Annotated in this window: 5 protein-coding genes; all 5 read left to right on the top strand. The window is 39.1% G+C overall.

The features are described 5' to 3' along the window. Positions 1-315 (top strand): 2-keto-4-pentenoate hydratase (locus tag V7147_RS12915; protein ID WP_335368274.1); only part of this gene is annotated, 315 nt, incomplete at its 5' end. A gap of 14 nt (positions 316-329) precedes the next feature. Then, on the top strand, positions 330-512 hold the full coding sequence (locus V7147_RS12910) for a 4-oxalocrotonate tautomerase (RefSeq protein WP_335368273.1): 183 nt from the start codon (positions 330-332) through the stop codon (positions 510-512). Positions 513-758: 246 nt separating this feature from the next. After that, on the top strand, positions 759-1,607 hold the full coding sequence (locus V7147_RS12905) for an extradiol ring-cleavage dioxygenase (RefSeq protein WP_335368272.1): 849 nt from the start codon (positions 759-761) through the stop codon (positions 1,605-1,607). 31 nt (positions 1,608-1,638) lie between these two features. Next, positions 1,639-2,847, top strand: coding sequence for a 4-hydroxybenzoate 3-monooxygenase (pobA, locus tag V7147_RS12900; protein ID WP_335368271.1), 1,209 nt, complete (start codon positions 1,639-1,641; stop codon positions 2,845-2,847). Positions 2,848-2,939: 92 nt separating this feature from the next. Continuing rightward, a complete protein-coding gene (locus tag V7147_RS12895) occupies positions 2,940-4,550 on the top strand; it encodes an ABC1 kinase family protein (protein WP_335368270.1) in 1,611 nt (536 codons plus the stop codon). The last annotated feature ends 135 nt before the right edge of the window (positions 4,551-4,685 follow it).

Genomic DNA, 4,685 nt, shown 5'->3' with positions numbered 1-4,685 from the left:
AATGCTTCTACGTCACGAGTTGTGTTTGGAACAGCGTTAAAGAAACCAGAACAATTTGAGCTTGATCTTGTAGGAGCAACTTTGTCCATTAATGGTGAGATTAAAGAACTTGGTGCAGGAGCTGCTGTCCTTGGTCACCCGGCACATTCCATCGCTATGCTAGCCAATATGCTTGCAGCTAAAGGCGGTAAGATTAAGAAAGGTGACATCATTTTATCAGGCGGGATTACGAGTGCTGTTAAGTTGCAGCATGGTGATATCGTGAGTGGTAAATTTGATGGTTTTGGTGAAGTAAGTTTCACAGTGACCGATTAAGGAGGAAAAGTTCTATGCCAATCATAAACGTGCAAATGATGGAAGGTAGACCGAAGGAGAAAGTCGCTGAATTAATCCGCAATGTAACCAACACGGTTTCAGAGACTTTGGGTTCAGATAAGGAAACAATTCGAGTGCTTGTAACTGAAATTCCAAAAACTCATTGGGGAAAAGCTGGAGAACCGATGGGAAAATAAAACTTAACTTTATTCAGTCGGGGTTTAAACTCCTGAATAAAGTTAAAGCCTTCGGCAGATGCCACGATTTTTCAGAGGAAACTTTTCGAGCTTGCTCGAAAAAAATCGGGCGCAAATACGCCAAGGCGCATTTGATAAAAGGGGATGCAAGATTAATAGCTTGCCTCCCCATATTCACATATAATGAAAACGTTTGCCGAACGGCTTGTTAGCTTTGAATAAACTTAATTTAGGAGGAGAATTGGGATGACAATTGAATTTAGCATGCTAGCACCACATGTTCCGAGTATGTGTCATCAAGAACTAGTACCCGAGTTCCAAAAGGATATGGCCTCAGCCATGAATGAAATCGGGAAGAAACTAAAGGAGATCAAGCCAGATGCTATTGTACTAGTTTCGTGTCACTGGCCTTCAACATTCTTTCATTATGTAGATTGCACGCCGGTTCATAAAGGAATTCTAACTGCTTTTGAAGCACCCGATTTGATTAAGGACGTTCCATACAATTATCCGGGTGATGAAGATTTAGCGAAGGAATTGGTAAGCGCAGCTGAAGTGGCTGGCCTTGAGGTTCAAGGGGTGCATGATCCGTATTTTGTTTGGGATTACGGCAGTGTGGTCCCATTACGCTACCTAGTTCCAGATGAAGATATTCCGGTCATCAATTTATCTGTCACATTGGCAGCATCCCTTGAAGAAACCCATAATTGGGGGCAAGTGATTGGTAAAGTTTTACGAGAAAGTGAGAAAAGGATTGTTTTTATTTCAAGCGGAGCCCTATCTCATAATTTAGTTAGGGGGCGACACAATATACCAACTGTTACAGAACATGCGATGGATAAGCAATTTGTTGAATTTGTGATGAATAAAGACTATAAGGCAGCGTATGCCATGCTTCCAGAATATGCACGGTTTGCAAGAGTAGAATCTGGAGGGCGTCACCTTGCTATGCTCTTGAGCATTCTTGACGAAAATGCCGAACCTGCTTATCTAGCAGAAGGCCAATCTTCTGGTAGCTGGAATGCTGTTATTACCTTTGGTCTAAGAAAAATCCCAGATGTTACTCAAATAGATGAGAGTGAATATGTAAAGTAAAAAATAAATCAAACAGAAAAGGGGTGAGAGCATGAGAACGAAAGTGGGGATTATTGGGGCAGGCCCAGCAGGATTAATGCTGTCTCATTTATTACATTTACAAGGTATCGATTCTATTATTCTAGAGTCACGATCCCGTGAGGACATTGAAGGAACCATACGTGCAGGAGTATTAGAACAATGTACCGTTGACCTCTTGAATGCGATTGGTGTCGGGGAGAGAATGATGAAAGAAGGTCATGTCCACGAGGGAATCGAGTTACAATTTAAAGGAAATAGGCATCGCATTGATTTCACAGAACTTACCGGTGGAAAAAAGATTATGGTATACGCCCAGCATGAAGTAATTAAAGACTTAGTAGCGGCACGATTAGAAGCCGGTGGGCAAATTTATTTCAATGTCAGTGATGTGAGCTTGCATGAGCTTGAAACGACCAAACCGAAAATCAAGTTTCGCAGTGAGGCTGGAGGAGAACTTGAGGAAATTGAATGTGATTTTATTGCAGGGTGTGACGGTTTTCACGGTCCAAGTCGAAAAGCCATACCTGACAGCATAAAAGTTGAAAAACAAAAGGTTTATCCATTTGGATGGCTTGGAATTTTAGCAGAGGCACCACCATCAAATCCAGAATTAATTTATTCAAATCATGAAAGAGGCTTTGCCTTAATTAGTACGAGGTCTCCCGAGATTCAACGCTATTATATTCAAGTCGATCCAAAAGACGATATTAATGACTGGTCTGATAACCGAATTTGGTCAGAACTTCATGCAAGAGTAGACATGGATGGTTGGAGTTTGAAAGACGGTCCCATTATTCAAAAAAACATTGTTTCGATGCGAAGTTTTGTGTGCGAAACAATGAGATATGGAAGATTGTTTTTAGCTGGAGACTCAGCCCATATTGTTCCGCCAACTGGCGCGAAAGGACTTAATCTAGCAGTTGCTGATATCCAAGTATTGGCTAAGGGAATTAGTGAGTTCTATCAAGAGGGAAAAGAAGAAACGCTTGATCAGTATTCAGAAATTTGTCTTCAAAGGATTTGGAAAGCGCAACGATTCTCATATTGGATGACGACAATGCTGCACCGAAACATTGAACATAGTAGCTTCGAATATGGGATCCAGCTAGCAGAATTAGATTATCTGATTTCTTCTAGAGCAGCCATGACAAGTCTAGCGGAAAACTATGTTGGATTACCGTTGGAAATTCAGTCGAATGTTCAACATCTTAAAATTTAAAAACACCTAAAAGCATTTCTTTTTTTAAAGGAGAAATGCTTTTTTTATTGAAGTATTTAGTAGGAAACGTTTGAGAAATAGGTGATTTCTAAATGAGGAATAATAAGCTTGTTCGGATGACAAAGGTTCTTTCAATGGCTTTAGTGATTTTCTTGAAAATCTACTGGTATAAGTTTCGCAAAATGCCACAAGCTGAATGGGATAAACTATGGGAGGAAATTGGTGCTAGGTTTCGTAAAACGCTGTTTGAATTGGAAGGTCTACTTATTAAGGTTGGACAAATTTTAAGTACCAGGTCTGATTTGCTTCCTACACCTTTTGTAAAGCAAATACAAGATCTAACCGATAAGGTTCCGTCTTCAGATTGGAGCGAAATTGAGGAAATTCTTAATAAGGAGTGGGGGACCTCCATTCATGGTATTATTCAATCAATCGAAAAAGAGGCAATTGCTTCTGCGTCAATTGGAGAAGTATATCAGTGTGTTTTAAAAAGCGGAGAAAAAGTTGCAATTAAAGTCCAAAGACCGTATATCCAATCTATTCTTAAAACGGATTTCCGCACAATGGCGATTATTATTTGGTTTGCTGACTGTTTTGTACCTGTTCCGAAAGGGTTTATCAATTTTAAGGTTTTGTTTAAGGAAATCAAACAAGTGATTGAAAGGGAGCTAGATTATACCAAGGAGTTACAAACCCTTGAGATTTTTAAAGAACGTTTCAAGAATATGGATGGTATTGAAATCCCGAAGGTCTACCCAGAATACAGTACATCAAAGGTCCTTGTTATGGAATGGGTAGACGGTATCAAAATTTCTGTTACTGATCAATTACAATCAATTGACCGAAAAAGAATTGCCAAGAATTTGATAGAACTTTTCCTTCCCCAATGGCTCGAGCCTGGTATGTTCCATGCAGACCCTCATCCGGGTAATGTACTGCTTTCAAAGGAAGGAAAAATCATTCTACTTGATTTCGGGATGGTTGGAGAAATCTCAAAAAAGGATGCTAAAAATTTTCAAGGTTTAATTGAGAGTATTCTAACAAAAAATTATTCAAAAGCCGTTGATTGTTTATTGCAACTAGGATTTTTATTACCTGAAACTGATCATCGTATGATGGAGAAACTATTAAAGGACTTGATGGCTTTTGATTTGTCTCAAGTAAAGGAAATAGACCCTTTTGCAATTAAACGAGAAATGAATGATATCGTTCAAGCACTCCCGATTCAAGTTCCAACTCGATTTGTCTTTTTAGGTCGATCCTTCGTTGCAATCGAAGGAATTATTCTCAACTTAATCTCTGAGGATGAGATTTTAGATTTGGTTAAGCCTGTGTTTATGAATTGGTTAAATAAAGCAGGAAATCAAAAATGGTCATTTGTTTGGCAATGGATTCAAGCTCAGCCAGTGTTTAAGATGTTTCACTCGGTCCAAGAATTTTTACAGATGCCTCAAAAATTAGAGGATTTAAAAGAAATTGAACAAAGAAGAGAATTCCAATTTACGATTTATGAAAATAATAAAAAACACCTATTCCAGATATCCATTCTAGGCATTGTTGGGATTGCGGGTGGTATATTCACTTCGCACACTACGATCATTTACCTTGCAGTGGGGTTAGCGGCTATTGCTGGGGTTGGTTATATTATTTTTTCCCATAAACAGAGAAAATGGATGAAGTATATGCATGAAAAGCGAAGATGAGAAGGAGAGATTCTATTGACAGAAATAGACGAGTTAAAATTAAGTAAACCGGCATTACGTGCTTTACATGGGGCAGGGTATGTCACGCTAAATCAGTTCACCAAACTGTCCGAAAAAGAAGTGTTGGCCTTACAC

Origin of the sequence: Bacillus sp. JJ1521, from assembly GCF_036965165.1 — a bacterium.
GTDB lineage: Bacteria > Bacillota > Bacilli > Bacillales > Bacillaceae_L > Ferdinandcohnia.
The sequence above is the reverse complement of the archived record's forward strand: the minus strand, read 5'-3'. Positions and strand labels throughout refer to the sequence as shown.